Genomic DNA, 20,988 nt, shown 5'->3' with positions numbered 1-20,988 from the left:
AGCGTTAACGAATAACTGAACAGATTGATGAATGAATTAGCGTGGTGTTTTTATGAAAAAGTTAATTAATAAAGTAGAAGACGTTGTAACTGAACAATTACAGGGCCTGATTAAAGCACACCCTGAACTGAATGTGTCATTTGAGCCAAGATTTGTATGGCGGAATGATAATCAGGGTAAGGTTTCGTTTTTATCTGGTGGTGGTAATGGCCATGAGCCTATGCACGCTGGCTTCATCGGTAAGGGTATGCTGACAGGTGCCTGTCCGGGGGAAGTATTTACCTCTCCGACACCAGATCAAATGTATGAATGCGGAAAGAAAGTTGATAACGGTAACGGCGTTCTGTTTTTGGTTAAGAACTACACCGGCGATGTCTTAAATTTTGAGACGGCCGTTGAGCTGCTGCATGCCGATGGTGTTTCTGTCGGTTCTGTAGTGGTTGATGATGATGTAGCAGTAAAAGACAGTTTATACACGGCCGGTCGTCGTGGCGTTGGTGCAACAGTACTGATTGAAAAGATAGTTGGTGCAGCTATTGAAAAAGGCTTCAACCTGCAAGAGTGTGAAGAGTTAGCCAGACGGGTTAACAATAATGCCCGTTCGTTCGGTGTTGCGTTATCTGCCTGTGTAGTACCTGCAGCCGGAAAACCATCATTTGTACTGGAAGATAATGAAGTAGAGTTTGGTGTCGGCATTCACGGTGAACCGGGTATTGAACGTCGTGAGTATACAGATGTAGATAGCTTGGTAGAGCAAATGTTTAGTGAGTTAATCGATAGCGCACCTTACACACGTTCGTTAAATCGCTGGGATCGTATTCAGGGTTGTTGGGTAGCTGAAGAATCCACAACAGAAGAGTTTGCACCAGGAAGTGAACTGATTGTAATGTTGAATGGTTTGGGTGGTACACCAGAGTCTGAGCTATATGGTGCCTTTAACAAGGTACACCAATGTATTGAAGCGGCAGGCTTTAAAGTGGCTCGCAGTCTGGTTGGTGATTACTGTACATCACTGAACATGGAAGGTTTTTCTATTACTTTGCTTCAGGCTGATAGTGAGATGCTTGAACTTTGGGATCAACCGGTGAATACACCGGCCCTACGTTGGGGATGTTAAGAGGTTATTGAGATGACGATTGAAAAAGCACAGATTTTGCAGTGGCTGGAAGATTGCTCAGTATTATTTGCTGAGCAGCAGGACTACCTGACTCAGTTGGATGCTGACATTGGCGATGCCGACCATGGTCTGAACATGAACCGTGGATTTGTCCGGGTTGCCGAGAAAGTACCCACTATGCAAAAACAGAGCATAGGTACCATTCTGAAAACAACGGGAATGACCCTGATGTCAAGTGTGGGTGGTGCCAGTGGTCCGCTTTACGGTACATTTTTTATCCGTGCGGCTGGCGTAGTGGACGCGAAAGAGTCACTTAACAGCGAAGACCTGACAGCAATGCTGCGTGCCGGTATGGAAGGCCTCGTGGCACGTGGTAAGGCTGAAGCCGGTGATAAAACCATGTGCGACGTCTGGTTTCCGGTTGTTGAAGCGTGTGAAAACGGCTTGGCTCAGGGATCCGATGTGAATGCGTTACTGGATAATATCGTTGCGGTAGCGGAAGAAGGTGTACACGCTACTATTGCTCTGCAGGCCCGTAAAGGTCGTGCCAGTTATCTGGGCGAGCGCAGTGTTGGCCATCAGGATCCGGGGGCAACCTCAAGTATGATGATGCTAAAATCACTGCACAAAGTCGTGCTGGGGGGAAGTTAACAATGGTTGGGATAGTTGTTGTATCTCATAGCCGTCTGCTAGCTGAAGGGGTCGCCGAATTGGCGGCCCAGATGACTCAGGGTAAAGTTGCTATTGCTACTGCCGGAGGTATAGATGATCCGGATAATCCTATCGGAACTGATGGGGTTAAGGTGATGGAGGCGATTGAGTCAGTATTTGATGAAAGTGGTGTCTTAGTGCTGATGGACATGGGTAGCGCCCTGCTTAGCACTGAAATGGCGCTGGAAATTTTGCCGCCGGAAATCGCAGAAAAAGTGACACTATGCGCCGCGCCTATTGTGGAAGGTACTATGGCTGCATCAGTTGCAGCTATGACCGGCCAGCCAATGGAAGCCGTAGTGTCAGAAGCGGAAAGTGCACTGATGGCCAAATGCGCGCATTTGGGCGTTGAAGTGCCGGAATCACCTGCACAGGCCGAGGCAGAAACGAATAACAGTCTGCCGGAGCTGAGTAGTGAATGCTGGACTGTGCAAAACCCACATGGTTTACATGCCCGGCCATCAGCATCACTGGTAGCAGAAATGGCTGCTTTCGACGCTAATGTCTGGTTGGTAAAAGGTGAAAAACGAGTTAATGCAAAAAGCCTCAATGCAATCGCAGCCCTTGGGGTTGTATTGGGTGATAAGGTAACGCTGATTGCGTCAGGCAGTGACGCTCAGAAAGCGGTGGATGGATTTGTTGCGCTGGCACACAATCATTTCAATGAAGACATTACTGCACAACCTGAAAAAGAACCGGCAGAACCTGAGCAGGAGACGATTGCTGAGCAGGTTGAAGGCGCCCTGACAGGCCTTTCTGTTTGTGCGGGTATCGTCAGTGGCCCAGTGATGCACTTTGCCAATGCGATGCCGGATATTCCTCAACGCGATTTTACCTCTGTATCTGAAGAGAGCTGGCGTTTTTTCCAGGCTGTGGAAGCGGTTAAGCTGCAAATAAAAGCACAGGAAACGGAAGCGCTGAGCAAAGCGGGTGCGGAACACGCTGCTATTTTCGAAGCGCATATTATGCTGCTGACGGATCCCGAGCTTGAACAGGCTGTGGTGGAAGGGATAAGCAGTACCGTCATTGCTGAGCAAGCCTGCCTGAATGTGATTACCGATTTGGCGGCAGTGTATGCCGCTTCAGAAAGCCGTTACCTGCAGGAGCGTGAAGCGGATGTATGGGATGTTGGTCGTCAGTTGATGGTTGAGCTGTGTGGTGGTGAAACAGCAGGTCAGACAATTTCTGAACCGTGCATATTAGCCGCTGACGATTTATCACCTTCGGATACCGCTAAATTGGATCCGGCAATGGTACTGGGCATCTGTTTAAGCGGGGGAGGGAAAACGTCCCATAGCGCTATTCTGGCTCGTGCTATGGGTATTCCTGCGTTGGTTAAGGTACAAGGGCTGGAGCAGATAGAAAACGGTAGCATTGTTACTCTGGATGGCTTCGGTGGTCTTTTATGGCTGACTCCGGATGCAGACACTTCAGCTCGTCTGGAACAGCAGCGTGATGAATGGTTGTCAGAATCGAAAAGGCAGCGTGAGCTGGCGAATCAGCCGGCAGTGACTCTGGATGGCAAACGCATTGATGTTCTGGCAAATATTGGTGGTCTGGAAGATGTTGAAAGTGCACTTCAGTCTGGTGCAGAAGGTGTTGGTTTACTTAGAACTGAGTTTCTGTTTCAGGAGTGTGAGGTATTACCGACAGAAGATGAACAGTTTGACACCTATAGTGCAATTGCGAAAGCGCTGGAAGGCCGTCCGCTGACGATCCGCAGCTTAGATGTGGGTGGTGATAAACCGATGCCGGCCTACCCGCTTCCGGAAGAAGAAAACCCTTTCCTTGGTTTGCGTGGTGTTCGCCTGTGTCTGGCTGATGAAGCTCTGTTTAAGGTACAACTTCGTGCCGTGCTTCGTGCTGCAAGCCAACATCCGTCAATTCAGCTGATGGTGCCGATGATCGCCAATGTGCAAGAGTTGGTACAGGTGAAGCGGCTAATTGCTCAGTGTCGTGAGGAACTTAACCTGCCGGAACAGCGTTATCCAATGAAGGTGGGTATTATGATTGAGGTTCCGTCGGCTGTATTTTGTGCCGATGAACTTGCAAAAGAAGCAGACTTTTTCTCTATTGGTACCAATGACTTAACTCAGTACGTCATGGCTGCAGACAGGGGGAATCCGGCGGTAGCAGAACTGGTCAGTTATCAGCAGCCAGCTCTTATCCGTGCACTGGAAATGACCTGTAAGGCGGCTCAGTCTGCCGGTATACCTGTCAGCATGTGCGGTGAAATGGCCGGTGATAGTCAGGTGACACAATTACTGCTTGATATGGGGCTGACTAAGCTGAGTGCAAGTGCCAGTCTTATTCCGGCACTAAAAGATAAAGTAAGAAATTGCGAAGTTAGGCCTGAAATCGCTATGGTGTAAAAAGGTAACGCTAAAATTAGCTATATATTAATACAAAATATTTTTCTTATCGAAAATAAGATATTTCTTATCCTTAATCGGTATAAATGTATTACGAATGGGCGTTTTAGCTTATAAAAATATAACCTTATAGACTGAGTAAACCTGTTATGTTGGTTTACTCAGTTTTTTATATAACTTGATCCTCAATTGGTTACGGTCTGAAACACCTAGCCACGTTAATTCAACGAAACCAGCTGTAATCCTTTTCTGTACATAATCAATTAATAACGGCCTGCCTTCCTGTTATTGCCGTTTATATTATTCTCCATGCCGGCAGTCTCATAAAAGATTTAAAGAAGCTGTCAAGGCTATCAAGGGCTATCAAGGACGGGCTATCAAGGACAGACACTTTAACCCTCCTGACACTTTAACCCTCCTGTCTTGTAAGAGGTCTTCCTTCAGGAAGATAGCAATAATTGCGTTCTGAATAGATAAAATTTATATAAAACTCATTAGGTTAGAAAATAAGCCAGTCTGGTAATAAAACAAGGCAGGAATATATAACGTTAGCCACCCAATCAGCAGCATGTTTCAAAATGAAGCATGCTCAATAGGCCATGTTTCTATTTGAAATGGAAAAGAGCGAAAACCAGAAAATATAGATTCTGATCACCTTTTGGTCTTTGTTAAAGAGCACGTTTTAGCAACTTGTGCTGGCACTCAAACATCTCTGAACAAGATAAAAGAATACCTCACGGTTAGCTGTTTCTAATTGATAAATTAGCCTTGTGAACAATAGGTACCCTATCAACAAAAATTAAAAGGAATATTTTATGTCAAACGCTATGAAAAAAGGTGCAATAGATAAAGCGGTGTTTTTCCCCGCGCTTATTGTGACCTTGATTATGGGGGTCTACTTTCTGTTTGATCCTAAAGGCAGCGCCACCCTTCTGGGTAAGATCCACTCATTTACTACCCATGAACTGGGCTGGTTCTTCCTGATCGCAACCTTTGCTGCTGTACTGTTTTGTATCTACCTGGCAATGTCTCGTTACGGCGGTATTGTTATGGGTGAAAAAGGTGAGAAGCCGGAATACAAAACCTTTACCTGGTTAGGTATGATTTTTACCTCTGGTACAGGTGGTAGTGTGCTTTACCTTGGTGCGGTTGAGTGGATTTGGATTATGCAGGCTCCACCGTTTGGCATTGAAGCGGGTTCTGCAGACGCAGCACGCTGGGCTTCTGCTTACGGCATGTTCCACTGGGGACCTTCCGCATGGGCATGGTATATCGCTGCGGCAATTCCAATGGCTTACTTCTTCTATGTACGTAAACAAAAATCAATGAAGATGAGTGAATTTGCCCGTCCGCTACTGGGTAAAGCTTCTGACGGAATCGGAGGTCATACGCTGAACTTCCTCTACATGTTTGGCATGATCGGCGGTGTAATGACATCTCTTGCACTGGGTACTCCGCTTATCTCAGGTACGATTGTTTACTTCCTGGGTTTAGAGCAGAGCAACGCCTTTATCGATACTCTGGTTATTTTCCTCTGGACTTTCATCCCGCTGGTAGCGCTTATCTTTGGTCTTAAACGCGGTGTTTCCAAGCTGAGTGAATGGAACGTGCGAATGGATATCGTAATGCTGGTGCTGATCGTTGTACTTGGTCCTACGTCGTTTATCCTTAACCAATCTGTTGATGGTCTTGGCCTGATGCTGCAAAACTTTATCTATATGAGTTTTGTAACTGATATGCTGCGCGAAACAGGCTTCCCGCAAGGATGGACAGTATTCTACTTCGCATGGTGGGTAGTATATGCCCTGCCATTCGGTCTGTTTATTGCCAAGATCTCCCGTGGCCGTACTATCCGTGAGATTGTTATGGGGGGCCTTATTGCCGGTTCTCTGGGCTGTATGGTGTTCTACATGGTGCTACCGGGCTTTGGTATTCACCTACAGACATCTGGTCAGGCTGACCTAATGACTATTATGAACGAAGCGGGTCGTGGTCAGGTTGTTATCGAAATGCTGCAACACCTGCCGGCTTCTTGGTTATTCGTACCTGCGTTTGGCATCATTACTCTGATTTCCTATATCACAGGTCACTGTGCAGTAGGCTACTCTCTGGCTGCGGCAAGTCAGGAAGAGATGGAGCAGGACGAAGATCCGGCAAAATGGAACGTGGCTTTCTGGTTGATTCTAGCGGGTGTTGTTTCTCTTGGCCTGTACTTCATTAACCCTGAGTCTCTGAAACCACTTCAGACAGTATCTATTCTTACTGGTCTGCCTCTGGTGTTTGTTTGCTATATCGTGGCACACAGCTTTATGAAACAGCTTCATCTGGATTGTCCTGAAGGCATCCCTCAGGCCGACGGTCAGGGACGTGTATATCTGGATGTAGACACAGAGACAAAACCAAAGCAACAAGAGCAGGCAGAAGAGGTTCTGGCCACTCAAAGCTAAACCCCAAGGCCTCCGCATTTTATCTACCCGTAGTGCGGAGGCCATTTTAAAAAGAATAATTTGAATTAGTGAGAGATAAACAAAACGCGCTGTATATGGTTACCAACGGTGCAGTTGCTGGAGTATAAAAGATGAAAATGATTACCGAACCGCAAAGAGAAACCCCGGTACTGGCTGAAACGGAAGTTCTTGTCATTGGCGGTGGTCCTGCGGGCCTGAGTGCCGCTATTGCAGCCGCCCGAACCGGTGCTAAGACAATGCTTGTTGAGCGTTACGGCTGTTTGGGTGGCGTGCTGACTCAGGTCGGTGTAGAAAGTTTCGCATGGTACCGCCATGAAGGTACCGAAGATTGTGAAGGTATCGGCCGTGAATATGAGCGCCGTGCTAAGGAACTGGGCTTTACCCGTCCTGAGCCACAATCCATCAGTGAAGTGATCGACACCGAAGGGTTTAAATATATCGCAGACCGGATGGCAATCGAAGCCGGAGTAACACCTTTACTTCACTCTCAGGTGGTAGACGTGATTATGGAAGGCGACGCTATCTGCGGTGTCATTGTTGAAGGTAAATCAGGACGTCAGGCGGTTTTGGCTCAGCGAATTGTGGACTGCTCTGGTGATGCCGATGTGGCCTATAAAGCCGGTGCTCCTTATACCAAGCGCGAAAAAAGCGAGTTGATGGGTGTTACCGTGATGTTCAACTGCGCAGGTGTGGATGTCGCTCGTTTTAACAAATTTGTTAAAGAGGATCTGAAGCCAACTTATTCCGACTGGGGTAAAAACTGGAGCATTATCACCGACGAAAAAGAAGATGATATGTTCAGCCCTTACATGGAAGAGATCTTCAATAAGGCACAGGAAGAAGGCGTGATCCCCGGTGACGCACAGGCGATTGGCGGAACCTGGAGTACCTTTACAGAAACTGGTGAAGCACTGCAACTGAATATGGTTTATGCCTATGGTTATGACTGTACTGATGTGCTGGATTTAAGCCGTGCAGAAGTGGACGGCCGCCAACAGGCTATCTGGGCAATCGATGCATTACGCCATTATGTTCCCGGTTTTGAAAACGCGCGTTTACGTAACTTTGGTATGACTTTAGGTACCCGTGAATCGCGTCTGATTGTGGGTGAAAGCCGTGTTGAAAAGGACTATGTGCTCAATCAGGGGCGTTGCGAAGATAGTGTTGGTATCTTCCCTGAGTTTATCGATGGCAGTGGTTATCTCATCCTGCCGACTACCGGCCGTTATTTCCAGATCCCGCTGAGCTGTCTGGTACCGCAGAAAGTTGAAAACCTGATTGTAGCCGGACGCTGTATCTCTGGTGATGTTATCGCCCATACCTCAATGCGTAACATGATGTGCTGCGCCGTTACTGGTCAGGGGGCGGGTACCGCTGCTGCCGAGTCACTAAAACAAAATGTCAGCATCCGCCAACTGGATGTTAAAAAACTGCAGGACACCCTTCGTGAGCAAGGGGCTCGCGTAGACTAGTCCGCAGTCTTACCTCGTCAGCCTGATGGTCCGTCAGGCTGACATCATCAATCCTTTTAGGAGTCCTTCCATGAAAGTTATCCAAGACACTGTCGACGTCGTCGTCGCTGGTGGGGGTACGGCCGGCCATATTGCGGCTATTCAGGCTGCCCGCGCCGGAATAAAAGTTTCCCTGATTGAAGCCAGCTCTATGCTGGGCGGTACCATGACCGATGGTGGCGTATTTATGCCCAACCATTGGCACACGCCACGCCAGGCAGTTGTGCAAGGTATCGGCTGGGAGCTGTTCAGCCGTTCAAAAGAGATCGAAGGTCTCGCCATTAAGCCGTTTACCGAGCGTCGCGCCGTCGATACTCCCGGCTATTACAGCCATATTAACGTGCCGGTTTATGCCACAGTTGCTGAGCAAGCTGCACTGGACGCTGGTGTAGAGATCCACTATCACGAATTTATCGGCGAAGTCGAAGCGGATGGAAACTGGTGGACCGTCACATCGTACGCCCGTGGTATTAAGCGCATTACCCGCTGCCGGGAGTTGATCGACTGTTCCGGGGATGCCGATGTTGTGCGGGCTCTGGACTTGCCGGTGGTGAAAGCACCTAAACGTCAGCCGGGTACTTTGCAGTACCGGATTGAGGGCATTGACCTGCAACAAGTCTGGAAAGGTGAGGCGCAGAAGCTATACGAAGAGGCGATGGAAGCGGGCCGGCTGGAAAAAGGTGACTGGGCTTACTTCGGTATCTATGAGTTTATCTGGTACTTGCAAATGGGTGGTCATAACTCGACTCATATTTATGGCTGTGACACAACTGATGCCGATGGACAGACTCAGGCCAATATCGAAGGCCGTAAACGAATGCTACGCATGTATGAGTTTGTGAAAGATAAGATTCCGGGCGCTGAAAGGGCTGTGCTTAAAACCATGTATAGCCGTGCTCTGTCCCGCGAAGGCTGCCGGATTGTCGGTGAGCACAATGTCACTCTGGATGAGTTTATGACGGCGAAACACTACAAGGACAGTATCTGCCACGCATTCAACTATATCGACCTGCATAACGAAGATAATGGCTGTGACGAGATCTTCCACGAGTCTGATGAGTTGATTCCTAAGGTTCCTCTGTCGGCTCTGGTCCCTAAAGAGAGTAACCGTCTTCTGGTTGCCGGGCGGATTCTCTCTTCAGACCGTAAATCATTGGCGGGTATTCGCGCGCAGTGTACTTGTATGGCTATGGGGCAGGCGGTGGGAGCGGCGGCTGCACTGGCGGTGCAACGTGGTGTTTATTCACGTGATATTCCGAGTTCAGATATCGTTGCAATGACGGTTGAGCACGGTGCGGTACCGGTATAACTGGAGAGCAGCAATGCAAATGATAGAAGTTCAGATGGGCTCACTGGTAGTGGATATTGAGTTAAACGGCAGCGATACAGCACAAGAATTGCTGGCAAGCCTGCCGATCAAGTCCCGTGCCAAACGCTGGGGAGATGAAATCTATTTTTCAACTCCGGTGGATATGGAAGCCGCCTATGACGCCCGTGAAATTGTAGATGTAGGCGATGTCGCTTATTGGCCGCCTGACAGAGCATTATGTCTGTTTTTCGGTCCCACTCCCTGCAGTACAGATGGCACTCCACAGGCTGCATCTGCCGTCAATATGGTCGGCAAAATCAAAGGTCGTTTGCCGTCACTGCTTCAGGTGAATGATAACAGTCAGATAGAAGTGCGCCTCAAGGTGAGCTGAAGCCTGATGCTTCGGGGAAATATAAAGTAAGGATTCCCCGAAGCAGTATTTAATTGCTGTTAAGGAATCCCATATGCAACTGTTTAATAAAACTCGACTGAATAAAATATTATTGCTGCCGATATTTGTGACCATTTTAGTTTTACTCTGTATGTCGGGTGCTTTTTATTATGAATACGACAAAATAAACACAGTAACTATATCTCTGGCTGAAAAGAAAAAAGATAGCCAGTTAATAGATTCTCAAGTAGAAAAAATAAGCCATATGGCGAATCTGGTAAATAAGCGTGCAGATAATCTGACTGAGCTGAGCACATTTGAGCAACAGTTCCTTGGGATAGCCGCTACCCTGAAAGAAACCAGTAAAAAAATAGACAGTGATCAACTGACATTACAGCAATCTGTTGATGAACTCTCTGAATTGCTGAAAGAAAAAAACCGGCTGACAGCAGAGTCGGTCAACCTGTACCTCAACCTGCCTTGGTTAGCAGACAAGTTTGCCAAGCTAAACACACCTTATTCTGATTCAGCTGCTGAATGGTTACAAAAGCGTGATCGTCTGTTAATACTAAGTTCCCATATTCAGGATAGGGTGGCTAACCTGTTTACCGTCAATATCCCTGATCCGGAAGTTAAGCTTCGCCGCGAACTGAAACAGCTATTGGAAACTCTCCAGTCTATGGGGGGAGAACGGGATTACGTACAGTTTATCAATGCCTATCAACAAGCTACCGATACTATATTAAATAACCGTTCAGAAGTAAGTAAGTACCAACAACAGATTGAGCAAGGCCTTGTTCAAATTAATAGCTTGTTGGCGGAAACACGACAGCGTAGTGAAGCACAACTGGCAGCTTTGATTGTTGATTATAGTGCCCTGTCTGAGGTGGCTCTGGTGATTAAGTTAGCAGCCGTCGCGGCTGTTTTAGTGATTACTTTGCTGCTTACCATGGCCATAAACCGCTGGCAGCTTTCCTGGATTAATCAAATCAGCTTTAACATTGACAGGATGTCGCAGGGAGATTTCACCAGCAGTATTGCAGTAGAGAAAGGTGCTTCTTCCAGTAATGAGTTTGTCGGGCTTAGTCAGGCGTTTAATAAAACAACATCCGACCTTTCAAAGGCCACCGGTACCCTAAATAAGGTGGCTGACAATGTTTCCGTTGCTTCGGATGAGTTATCGCACTCTATGCAGCAGGCTAGCAACAATGCGGTAGAAGAGGTCGACAAGATAACTCTGGTATCTACGGCGGTCAGTGAACTGTCTGTGACCGCTGAGCAGGTAAGCGCTAATGCCGCGATTGCCGATGAAGAGGCCCAGCAGGCACTTCAGCATATTTATCATGGGCAAGGGGCGATGAGTGAGTTGGGAACCATCTCCATGCAGGTAAGCGAAACCTCTGATGAAGCTCTCAGCGTAATTCAACAACTTAATCAGCATTCATCCGAGATTGGAAGTGTCATTGATGTAATTAATAGCGTCTCAGAACAGACCAACCTATTGGCGCTGAATGCCGCCATTGAAGCAGCGCGGGCTGGTGAGTCCGGGCGTGGTTTTGCCGTCGTCGCTGACGAAGTCCGTAATCTGGCCTCTAAAACCCAGCAGTCGACAGTGAACATACAGCAACTTATAGAGCAATTGCAGAGTCAGTCAGGAAATGCCAGCCAGATCATGCAGCAAAATTCAGAGCTGATTAATCAGTCGGCAGAGATTGCAGCTTCCGTGACTCAGGCCTTTGCTGAGATCAGTGCCGCTGTAGCAAAAATATCTGATATGAATACCACGGTAGCCACAGCATCTGAAGAGCAATCACGGGTGACACAGGACATCTTTGAAAACATCTCAATGGTGAATGAGCTGGTTGCCAACAATCAGAAATTTATCGCCACAGGTGTGAGTGCATGCAGAGAACTTGAAGCGATGTCCGGTGAGCAGAACAAGCTGCTCGCTGCCTTTAAATTTTCTTTATAGAAGGTAAAGCAAATAATTCCGTTTGTCGGGATAGCTGCGTTTCAAATTGAAACTCAGGCGTATCTGTTGCGATTCGATTTGAAACAAAAAGTGTCACGATTGTGCGGAAAAATTAGCGCTTTAATATGAAGAATGAAGATGGTTAATAAAGGTTCTTTCAGGTTTTGGAAATAACAGAAGTATATTTCCATGTTCACTAAATAAATAGGTTGATAGCTACCTTAAATAAACTTGCCTGAGCCTTTATTTAACTAATAATAAACTTTGGAGATTGGAATTATGGCTAGAATGCGCGCAATAGAAGCAGCAGTTCTAATATTGAAAAAAGAAGGTGTTGATACCGCATTTGGTGTACCGGGCGCGGCTATCAACCCTATGTATGCAGCGATGAAAAAGCTGGGTGGCATCGACCATGTTCTGGCACGCCACGTAGAGGGTGCCTCACATATGGCGGAAGGCTACACCCGCACCGCTGATGGGAACATTGGCGTTTGTATCGGTACGTCAGGTCCGGCTGGCACAGATATGATTACCGGCCTGTATTCAGCATCTGCCGATTCGATTCCAATTCTTTGTATTACAGGACAGGCACCTGTTGCCAAACTGCATAAAGAAGATTTTCAGGCGGTAGATATTGAGTCTATTGCCAAGCCGGTTACTAAAATGGCGGTAACCATTCTGGAAGCGGCACAGCTGCCGGGTACCTTCCAGAAAGCCTTCTTTGAGATGCGCTCCGGCCGTCCCGGCCCGGTTTTATTAGATCTGCCAATGGACGTACAACTGACAGAAATTGAGTTTGATATTGATCTGTATGAGCCGCTGGTACCTCATAAGCCTCAGGCGACAAAAGCTCAGGCTAAACGTGCACTAGAGATGCTGAACGAAGCAGAGAAACCTCTGCTCGTTGCTGGTGGCGGCATCATTAATGCTGACGCATCTGAACTGTTCCGCGAGTTCGCAGAAATTACTGGTGTACCTGTGATTCAGACTTTGCGTGGCTGGGGTGTGATTGGTGATGACCATGAGCTGATGGTTGGCCGTATGGGATGTCAGGCAAACCACAGATACGGTAACGCAACTTACCTTGAATCTGACTTTGTATTTGGTATCGGTAACCGCTGGGCCAACCGCCACACGGGTGCTATCGAGACTTATACCAAAGGTCGTAAGTTTATTCATGTTGATATCGAACCTACTCAGATTGGCCGTGTATTTGCACCTGATCTGGGTATTGCATCCGATGCTGGCTCGGCACTTAAGCTTTTCATTGAAGTGGCGAAAGAGATGCGCGACAACGGTGAATTAAAGCAGCGCACAGAGTGGTTGGGCGAATGTGTAGAGCGTAAGCGTACAATGTTACGCCGTGAAGATTTCGATCAGAAACCGGTTAAACCACAACGTGTTTATCACGAGATGAACAAAGCATTCGGTCCGGATACCCGTTATGTCGCGACTATCGGTAATGCGCAAATTGCTGCTAACCAGTTCCTTCGTGTTCAGAAACCACGTCACTGGATCAATGCTTGTCAGGCAGGTCCGCTGGGCTGGACATTGCCAGCAGCACTTGGAGTTGTAAAGGCAGACCCAAGCAAGCCGGTTGTCGCCGTTTCCGGTGACTATGACTTCCAGTTCCTTGTAGAAGAGTTTGCTGTTGGTGCGCAGTTTAACCTGCCGTTTATCTATGTCCTGATTAACAACGCTTATCTGGGACTGATTCGTCAAGCGCAACGTAACTTTGATATCGACTACTGCGTACAGCTCTCGTTCGAAAACATTAATGCCCCTGAGCTGAATGGCTACGGTGTTGACCATGTATCTGTTGTAGAAGGTCTTGGCTGTAAAGCAATCCGTGTTTTCGATCCTGAAGAGATTGGGCCTGCGCTGGAAAAAGCGAAAGAGATGATGGCTGAATTCAGGGTACCAGTGGTTGTTGAAGTTATCACTGAGCGTGTAACCAACATCGCAATGGGTCCGGACATCGATAAAGTGACTGAATTCGAAGAAGTTATTGACCTTTAATTTTCTGAACTAACCAGACCCGGATGGCTATCCGGGTCATAAAAATAGACGAGGAGAAACTATGCCTAAGATGGCTGCAAATCTGTCCATGCTGTTTACTGAAATGGACTTTATGGCTCGTTTCGAAGCAGCGGCAAAAGCAGGTTTTAAAGGTGTGGAATACCTGTTTCCGTATGACTTTGAAGCTGAAGCAATTAAAACTGAGCTAGATAAGTTTGGCTTAACTCAGGTGCTGTTTAACCTGCCTGCCGGTGATTTTGCCAATGGCGAGCGTGGTATTGCTTGTTTGCCGGAGCGCGTTGAAGAGTTCCGTCAGGGTGTAGATAAAGCGACTGAATACGCAAAAGTGTTGGGGTGTAAGCAGGTTAACTGCCTGTCAGGTCTGGTTCCGGCAGATCTGTCTATGGACGTTGCACAAGAGACTCTTGTAGGGAACCTGAAATACGCTGCCGACTTATTAGAGCAGGCAGATATCCTTCTGGTTGTAGAAGCAATTAATACCCAGGATATGCCGGGTTTTTGTGTCAGTACAACTAAGCAGGCGCTGCGTATTATCGAAGCAACGGGCAGCTCAAATATCCGTTACCAGTACGATATCTACCATATGCAAATTATGGAAGGAAACATTGCCCGCACCTTAACCGATCACAAAGCCCAGATCGCTCACGTACAACTGGCCGACAATCCCGGTCGTCATGAGCCGGGCACAGGTGAACTGAACTACGGATTCCTGTTTAAGCATCTGGATAACATTGGTTATCAAGGCTGGGTGGGATGTGAATATGTACCGGCAAACGGCACTGAAGCGGGCCTTGGCTGGCTTAAAGATCATAACTTAATTTAATTTTGGAGCAGAAAATGAAAATCGGATTTATCGGTACAGGCATTATGGGTAAGCCAATGGCAAAAAACCTGCAAGATGCCGGCTATACCCTTTACTTCTCTGAACACTTTGAAGCAGCACCTGCTGAACTGCTGGGAGACAAAGGCTATGCCTGTCCAAACCCGGCTGCAGTCGCTGAAGCTGCTGACGTCATTGTCATCATGGTACCGGATACACCGCAGGTTGAAGAAGTACTGTTTGCTGAACATGGCGTAGAAAAAGGTCTGGCGAAAGACAAGATCGTAGTTGATATGAGTTCCATCTCACCAATCGCGACTAAAGCGTTTGCTGAGCGTGTTGAAGCTGCTGGTGCATGGTATCTGGATGCGCCTGTTTCTGGTGGTGAAGTGGGCGCTATTGCAGGCACATTGTCTATCATGGTCGGCGGCCGTGATGAGGCCTTCGCTAAGGTAAAACCTCTGTTTGACGTTATGGGTCAGAACATCACTTTAGTCGGCGGTAATGGTGATGGTCAAACTTGTAAAGTGGCCAACCAGATCATCGTAGCCCTGAACATTGAAGCGGTAGCCGAAGCACTGGTATTTGCATCTAAAGCGGGCGCCGATCCTGCCAAAATCCGTCAGGCACTAATGGGCGGTTTCGCCTCATCTAAGATTCTGGAAGTGCATGGTGAGCGTATGGTTAAAGGCACATTCGATCCCGGCTTCCGTATCTCTCTTCATCAGAAAGATCTTAATAATGCACTGGAAGGCGCAAAGGAACTTGGTGTGAACCTGCCAAGCACGGCCAATGCTCAAGAGTTATTCAATACCTGTAAAGCACTGGATGGTGCTAACTGGGACCACTCTGCGATGATCAAAGCGATCGAGCATATGAGTAATCACTCAATTCGTGATTAACTCACTCTCCTTGGGCTGTTGGGTAAGACCTCAGCCCTTTTTTTAAGTTGAAGGAATATCCCCCAATGAAAGTTGTCATTTCTCCTGATTCATTTAAAGACAGCCTGAGTGCCAAACAGGTAGCAAACGCTATTGCTGACGGCTTGTCCGATGTTATGCCTGATATTGAGTGCCTTTGCGTCCCGGTTGCTGATGGCGGCGAAGGGACCATGAGTGCTTTAGTGGATGCCACTAATGGCTCGCGCCATAAAGTAAGCGTAACCGGACCGTTAGGTACGCCCGTCAGGGCTGAGTTCGGAATTTTAGGTGATGGAGTGACCGCTGTCATTGAGATGGCCAGCGCTTCCGGTATAGAGCTGGTTCCTTATGAGCAGCGTAACCCAATGGTTGCCACGAGTTTTGGTACCGGTGAACTGGTGAGTGCTGCGCTGGATTTGGGGGTAGAAAATATCATAGTGGCTATCGGTGGTAGTGCGACCAACGATGGCGGTATGGGGATGATGTCGGCGCTTGGAGTACGCTTTTTGGCGGATAACGGTAAACCAGTGTCACCAAATGGGGAAGGCTTGCTCGAACTAGCATCTATGGATGTAAAAGGACTAGATCCACGCCTTGCTGATACCCGCTTTATCTGTGCCTGTGATGTTGATAATCCCCTCACTGGAGACAAAGGTGCCAGCGCGGTTTTCGGGCCACAAAAAGGAGCTAGCCCGCAGATGATAAAGGCGCTTGATGATGCCTTGCAGCGTTACGCCACCATTATCAAGTCTGATTTGGCTATCGATGTCGAGAAACAACCCGGTTCCGGTGCTGCCGGGGGAATGGGATCCGCTTTAATGGCATTTATGCAGGCAGAGCTTAAACCCGGCATCCAGATTGTGTTGCAAGCGGTGGAGTTAGAGAGAAAACTGCATGGCGCTGATTTGGTTATCACTGGTGAAGGACGCATTGATGGCCAGACCATTCATGGAAAAACGCCGGTAGGTGTGTCGCGTCTGGCTCAGAGTAAAGGCATTCCGGTAATTGCACTGGCCGGTGCTTTAGGTGATGGCTGTTTAGCCCTTCGCTCTGCCGGAATTTATGGCTGTTTTTCAGTATTGAGCAAGCCTTGCAGTCTGGAAGAAGCACTAACAAATGCAGAGCAAAATGTACGCTACACTGCGCAGAATCTTGCGGGTGTACTTGAGCTTCTGGTTAAGTAGCCGTCTACACGTTATATCGGATATTATTATTGATGCATAAAGTAATGTCTCAAAATGAAACATTTCTAGCACGGTATTTCCGGTTCTGTCTGGTCATCACAGATCACAGACAGGGTGAGGTGTAGTTTACGATACCCGATAACTTCAGCGTCCGATGATTTTCTACCCTACGGATGATCAACTTAATGCTCTGGAGATAACACTATGAACTCAAGCGCTATCGAAAGCCGATTAACCGATACGCAAACTCGCTGGGACTTTTTCCAGAAACACCACTGGGTTGCTCCCCAGTTTTCCAGCTCGCCGATTCTTGAATCGTGGGAGCGTTGCCTGCGACAGAGCAATGCCTATGAATGGCATAAGCCGCACATTGCATCCGGGACAACGTTAGAGTCCTTTAACAAGCGCAACCTTGCGGTAACCTGCATTGCAGAAGCGGTACTGGAAGATGCCTATGAGTATATGGAGTCACGCCACTGCTGCTTTCTGGTGACCGACGAGACAGGCTGTACTATGTCAATACTAGGTCATCCGGAGCTGCTTCAGGAGTTGAGCTCTATGGGCATCAGTAAGGGCTCGTTCTGGAGCGAAGGACGTTTGGGTACCAATGCGATAAACCTCTGCTTACAGACCCATGAGACAGAGTCTATTTTTGCTGCTGAACATTTTAATACCCGCTTACATGGCTACAGCGGCCATGCCTCTCCGGTGTTTGATGAGCAGGGAAGAGCCAGAGCGGCGTTAATGATTTTTACCCGGGTGAATGATCATAAGAACTCTGATGCGTCTCTTATTAACTCATGTGCAAAAGAAGTTGCCAGCCAGTTACTGATCGATAAGACACTTACTGAGTCTAATCAGATCTTATGTCAGAGAAATGCCGTGCTTGAGTGCATGGATGACGGTGTTGTCTCATGGGACAAAGATGAACGGATTACTTTTGTAAACCAAGTGGCTTCTGAAAAGCTGAAGCTGAACAAAGACAAAGTGCTTTATAAACCATTTCGTGAAATGGTGACTTTGCCGCCGGCGTTAAAAAATGGCTGGGAGCAGCGGAAGAAGATATCTCATGTAGATGTGATTATTGAATGTCAGGGTGATTTTATTGAAGTTCTGGCGACATTACGCCCGTTAAGTGATGGCGGCTGTTTGTTGTTTATTCACCCTCTTGAAACTATTCGTCGTCTGGCTCAGCGCCAGTTAGGTGCCAATGCCGATCTTAGCTTTGATTCTCTGGTGGCACACTCGAAGAAGATGAAGCAGGTTATTACGCTGGCTAAACGTGCCGCCAAGGTAAAAGATCCGGTATTGCTGCGCGGAGAAAGCGGAGTAGGCAAAGGCCAGATAGCCATGGCGCTGCATAATTACAGCCAGAACAGTGAAGGGCCTTTCCTGACGGTAAACTGTAAGAGCATCGCTCCGGAAAATATGTTACGGACCCTGTTTGGTACTGATGAGGGTGAAGGGGCTGCTTCTAAGTTTGAGCTGGCGAATGGCGGAACCTTGTATCTGGAGCAGGTGGAATACCTGTCGGAAGAGGCTCAGTCAGCACTGTTGCAGATGTTGAAAACCAACATACTTGTGCGTGATAGCAGTAGCCGGATGATACCGGTGAACTTTCAGCTTATTACCAGTACCAATGTCGATCTTGAACAGTATGTCAGCAAGCATAACTTCCGCCGTCAGCTTTACTATGCCATTGGGGCAATCGAGTTAATGATTCCACCGTTAAGGCAACGTAAGGAAGATATTCCTGCTTATGTTGACCGGCAGATAAAGCGAATGAAGAAGCGTTTTAATGTCGATATTGTTATGTCGGAGCCTGCACTAGAAGCCTTATGTGGTTACTCCTGGCCGGGCAATATTGCTGAGCTGCAAAACAAGGTTGAGAAAATTGTACTGAACCGTCGTCGCAACCTGATCGATATTGATGATTTACCCAGCCAGTTACTCAGCAGTAAAAGCGGTCAGGAAGAGGTGTACTGGGGAGCATCTATCCAGAGTCTGGAAGAGTTAGAGCGAAAGGCGATAAAAGAAGCATGGGAAGTGTTTGACGGGCGCATTAATGATATTGCAGCGGCACTTAAAATAGGCCGTACAACATTATGGCGCAAACTTAAAAAGTACGAAATTAACAAAGACGACAGTGAGCAGGAGGCTGTTTAGCTGAGTCTGGTAATACCTAACAACTAACTTAAATTCAGGAAACAAATATGCAGTTCAATGTTTATCTTTCTGGTGAAATACACACTGATTGGCGTGAGCAAATTATAGAAGGTTGTAAAGCGCAGGGACTGAACATCGTGTTTAGTTCTGCTGTCACGGACCATGAAAGCAGTGATGCTGCCGGTGATTGTCTGGGAGCAGAAAGTTCATCGTTTTGGCGCGATCATAAATCTGCCAAGGTAAATGCTATCCGTATCCAGAACGCCATTCAGCGTTGTGATTTAGCCATTATCCGCTTTGGTGAAAAGTACCGCCAATGGAACGCTGCTTTTGATGCCGGCTATTGTGCCGCCCTTAACAAGCCTTATATCACTTTGCATGATGAAAGCCTGACCCATCCATTAAAAGAAGTTGATGGTTCAGCTCAGGGCTGGGCGACAACACCTGAACAGGTGGTAGAGATCCTGACTTATCTGACTGCCAGCTAGGGCCGTCAGATTCCATGAGCATGAAAATCTATATAGTAGATAATAAATACCGTTCTAATCTTAACTCTCCGGACATACCGCCTGATGTGCAGATCTTATTAGCGGCAGAGGAAGATTTTGCCGAAATTGAATATGTTGTTGACGGCAGAATGACCAAACAGCACTTTGATAAGATGCCTAAGTTAAAGGCGGTAGCCATTCCGTTTGCCGGAGTGAACAGAATGGATCTGGCCCAAGCCCGCAAAAGAGGGGTGAAAGTCGTAAATACCCATATTCACTCCTGTTTTGTGGCAGAAAAGGCCGTCTGTTTAACCATGGCTTTACTCGGCAAGACATTAGCCTACCACCTGAACATGAAAAGCGGAGACTGGTCTGCCCGCAATGACCCTGTAAACCGGGTAAAGTGGGACAGTCTGAGCGGGAAACGTATCGGCATCTATGGTTATGGTCATATCGGCCGGTATATTCATAAGTTGTTATCCCCTTTTGGTTGTGAGTTTTATGCTATTGACCGTGGTGAACAATTTGCCGGCATCAATCCTGTTGAGGATCTTTACCAGTTGTCAAAGGCGTGCGATATCCTATTTGTATGCGTGCCTATTTCTGATGAAACCTATGGTGCTGTAGATAAGGAAATATTAGCCAATCTGGCCAACAAGTATCTTATAAACGTTGCCAGAGGCGATATTATTGTTGAAGAGGATTTATATAACGCGTTAAATAATGAGCAGCTAAAAGGTTTTGCCAGCGATGTCTGGTATAACTATCCTGTAAATGAAAATTCGTCCTGTCTTCCGTCTCGCTTTCCGATACATCAATGTGACAATGTTATTTTAAGTCCCCATAGCGCAACCGCAACTTATGATGCCCATCGCTTAATGTTTAATGATGCTGTCAATAAACTGATTAAATTAAATAGGGGCGATAATGTTAAATTAATTAATTTAGAAGCCGGAATACTTACAGATAATAGTAATGTGGCTGCTCTTGGTTAGAAATAAATTGTATCGAGTTTTACTGTTTTCGCTAACTTAACGTTGGCGACATAATTACATTTTGGAGAAGAATATGCCTCGTATTGAGTGTCGTTCCGTCGATGAACTAACCATCAAACAAATAAGTACAGATTTAACCTCTGAGCTGGCAGATTTTTGTCAGATTGGCAGAGAGCGCTTTTCTTATGTGCCTGTGAGCGGTGAGATTATCGTTGACGGAGAGAATGGCCGTTCAAAGCCCTATATAAAGGTATTTTGGTTTAAGCGTTCGTCAGATGAGCAAAAGGGTGCCGCAGACATCATTAGTAAACACTTTAAGGCTGCCGGTATTAAGTCACTAAGTGTTTATTTTGAAAATCTGGATAGAGAGCGTACATACAAGTATTAATTGGTGTTTTGTTTCAACTTGAAATGTTGCTATTTCATAAAGAAACATGAAGTGATAAATATTGGCTATATTTTGTTCTTTATCACAATGGGAAATTTTATCAATAAATAGTGTAAGTTAGCTGTGAAAGTTGTCT

Annotated in this window: 16 protein-coding genes; all 16 read left to right on the top strand. The window is 47.0% G+C overall.

All coding sequences use genetic code 11. From position 1 onward, the window contains the following. Positions 1-52 precede the first annotated feature (52 nt). Positions 53-1,117: a dihydroxyacetone kinase subunit DhaK gene (gene dhaK / locus PK654_RS21680; protein WP_271699527.1), complete on the top strand. Its 1,065-nt coding sequence runs from the start codon at positions 53-55 to the stop codon at positions 1,115-1,117. Positions 1,118-1,129: 12 nt separating this feature from the next. Next, complete coding sequence (dhaL, locus tag PK654_RS21675) at positions 1,130-1,768, top strand: dihydroxyacetone kinase subunit DhaL (RefSeq protein ID WP_271699525.1); 639 nt, start codon at positions 1,130-1,132, stop codon at positions 1,766-1,768. A gap of 2 nt (positions 1,769-1,770) precedes the next feature. Continuing rightward, complete coding sequence (gene ptsP / locus PK654_RS21670) at positions 1,771-4,200, top strand: phosphoenolpyruvate--protein phosphotransferase (RefSeq protein ID WP_271699523.1); 2,430 nt, start codon at positions 1,771-1,773, stop codon at positions 4,198-4,200. A gap of 815 nt (positions 4,201-5,015) precedes the next feature. Continuing rightward, the gene (locus tag PK654_RS21665; RefSeq protein WP_271699521.1) at positions 5,016-6,647 is read left to right on the top strand and encodes a BCCT family transporter; all 1,632 of its coding nucleotides are present in this window, start codon (positions 5,016-5,018) and stop codon (positions 6,645-6,647) included. 131 nt (positions 6,648-6,778) lie between these two features. Further along, positions 6,779-8,140 (top strand): FAD-dependent oxidoreductase, encoded by a 1,362-nt coding sequence (locus PK654_RS21660; RefSeq protein WP_271699520.1) that lies wholly within the window; start codon positions 6,779-6,781, stop codon positions 8,138-8,140. Between the two features lie 70 nt (positions 8,141-8,210). After that, positions 8,211-9,488 carry an FAD-dependent oxidoreductase gene (locus tag PK654_RS21655; RefSeq protein WP_271699518.1) on the top strand — a complete coding sequence of 426 codons (1,278 nt, stop codon included), beginning with the start codon at positions 8,211-8,213 and terminating at the stop codon, positions 9,486-9,488. A 13-nt stretch (positions 9,489-9,501) separates the two neighbouring features. Continuing rightward, positions 9,502-9,879: a cyclophilin-like fold protein gene (locus tag PK654_RS21650; protein ID WP_271699517.1), complete on the top strand. Its 378-nt coding sequence runs from the start codon at positions 9,502-9,504 to the stop codon at positions 9,877-9,879. A gap of 73 nt (positions 9,880-9,952) precedes the next feature. Continuing rightward, on the top strand, positions 9,953-11,851 hold the full coding sequence (locus tag PK654_RS21645; RefSeq protein ID WP_271699516.1) for a methyl-accepting chemotaxis protein: 1,899 nt from the start codon (positions 9,953-9,955) through the stop codon (positions 11,849-11,851). A 279-nt stretch (positions 11,852-12,130) separates the two neighbouring features. Continuing rightward, entirely contained in the window at positions 12,131-13,870 is a 1,740-nt protein-coding gene (gcl, locus tag PK654_RS21640; protein ID WP_271699515.1) for a glyoxylate carboligase, read from the top strand. Between the two features lie 61 nt (positions 13,871-13,931). Then, positions 13,932-14,714 (top strand): hydroxypyruvate isomerase, encoded by a 783-nt coding sequence (gene hyi, locus PK654_RS21635; RefSeq protein WP_271699514.1) that lies wholly within the window; start codon positions 13,932-13,934, stop codon positions 14,712-14,714. Between the two features lie 14 nt (positions 14,715-14,728). After that, the gene (locus tag PK654_RS21630; protein WP_271699513.1) at positions 14,729-15,613 is read left to right on the top strand and encodes a 2-hydroxy-3-oxopropionate reductase; all 885 of its coding nucleotides are present in this window, start codon (positions 14,729-14,731) and stop codon (positions 15,611-15,613) included. A gap of 65 nt (positions 15,614-15,678) precedes the next feature. Further along, positions 15,679-16,815 (top strand): glycerate kinase, encoded by a 1,137-nt coding sequence (locus tag PK654_RS21625; protein WP_271699511.1) that lies wholly within the window; start codon positions 15,679-15,681, stop codon positions 16,813-16,815. Positions 16,816-17,019: 204 nt separating this feature from the next. Beyond that, positions 17,020-18,981: a dihydroxyacetone kinase operon transcriptional regulator DhaR gene (gene dhaR / locus PK654_RS21620; protein WP_271699509.1), complete on the top strand. Its 1,962-nt coding sequence runs from the start codon at positions 17,020-17,022 to the stop codon at positions 18,979-18,981. Positions 18,982-19,028: 47 nt separating this feature from the next. After that, positions 19,029-19,469, top strand: coding sequence for a YtoQ family protein (locus PK654_RS21615; RefSeq protein WP_271699507.1), 441 nt, complete (start codon positions 19,029-19,031; stop codon positions 19,467-19,469). Between the two features lie 20 nt (positions 19,470-19,489). Then, the gene (locus PK654_RS21610; RefSeq protein WP_271699506.1) at positions 19,490-20,464 is read left to right on the top strand and encodes an NAD(P)-dependent oxidoreductase; all 975 of its coding nucleotides are present in this window, start codon (positions 19,490-19,492) and stop codon (positions 20,462-20,464) included. Positions 20,465-20,537: 73 nt separating this feature from the next. Then, positions 20,538-20,852 (top strand): DUF1904 family protein, encoded by a 315-nt coding sequence (locus PK654_RS21605; protein WP_271699504.1) that lies wholly within the window; start codon positions 20,538-20,540, stop codon positions 20,850-20,852. The last annotated feature ends 136 nt before the right edge of the window (positions 20,853-20,988 follow it).

This window comes from Vibrio sp. SCSIO 43137, assembly GCF_028201475.1.
In the GTDB taxonomy this organism is placed as follows: domain Bacteria; phylum Pseudomonadota; class Gammaproteobacteria; order Enterobacterales; family Vibrionaceae; genus Vibrio.
Note: the sequence above shows the minus strand (reverse complement) of the source record. Positions and strands in the feature narration are given on the sequence as shown.